Genomic DNA, 787 nt, shown 5'->3' with positions numbered 1-787 from the left:
CACGATGCGGGTACCGCAACCCGACATTATCGAGCATTTTGGCAACGCAGATGCCGTGCCGCAGCCGCCGGAGCGGTACTTGAGCCGTTAGGCGGGAATTGTGCGGTATTGCCTTAACCTTCTGCGGGTACATTTCCTGCACGGCGGGCAGCTCCCCCAGGCCGCGCAGGGTACGCGCGGGCAAACAGGCAGTCCGGCGCGGCCTGCCGCTTGTGCCGGGTATCTTCAAAAATTTTATTCCACTCGCCGCAAATAGTCAAGGCTTGGGGCGGGGTATCAAAATTCATAGTTCCGCCTCTTAAATTTTTCAAAAACATTTTATTTGTCTGCTCAAATCTGCATTTTCCGCTCGTTATATTCAATAAGCAGGCAAAACGCCTGCCGATGTGTGTGATAAAAAGGAGGTAGCACCGTGCTGTTTACCATGTTTGTATTGTTTTTGTTTGGCTGGCTATTTTTCCATTCCATCGGGCTGGCACTGCACCTGACCTGGTGCGCAGCCAAAGTGATTGCCGCGCTGCTGTTTGCGGTAGCGCTGCCGGTGCTGCTGGTCTGCCTGTTTGTGGCGGGCGGCCTATTGCTGCTGGTCCCGCTGGGGCTGATCGGCGCTGCTTTCGGCATTTTGAAATTCTGTGCTTAACCTGTTATCTCTCCTCTTAGCTGTCCTCAACAGGGCAGCTATAATTTTTATAACGCGATGTCTTATCTATGGCAACACCGCACAATTCCCGCCTGACGGCTTAAGCACCGCTCCGGCGGCTGCGGCACGGCATCTGCGTTGCCAAAA

Annotated in this window: 1 protein-coding gene; it reads left to right on the top strand. The window is 54.1% G+C overall.

Translation table 11 applies throughout. The annotated features are described in order from the left end of the window. The first annotated feature begins 412 nt into the window (after positions 1–412). Complete coding sequence (locus C4885_RS16185) at positions 413–640, top strand: hypothetical protein (protein ID WP_114001308.1); 228 nt, start codon at positions 413–415, stop codon at positions 638–640. Positions 641–787 lie beyond the last annotated feature (147 nt).

Source organism: Subdoligranulum sp. APC924/74, assembly GCF_003324125.1.
In the GTDB taxonomy this organism is placed as follows: Bacteria; Bacillota; Clostridia; order Oscillospirales; family Ruminococcaceae; genus Gemmiger; species Gemmiger qucibialis.
This window is presented reverse-complemented; position numbering and strand designations above follow the sequence as displayed.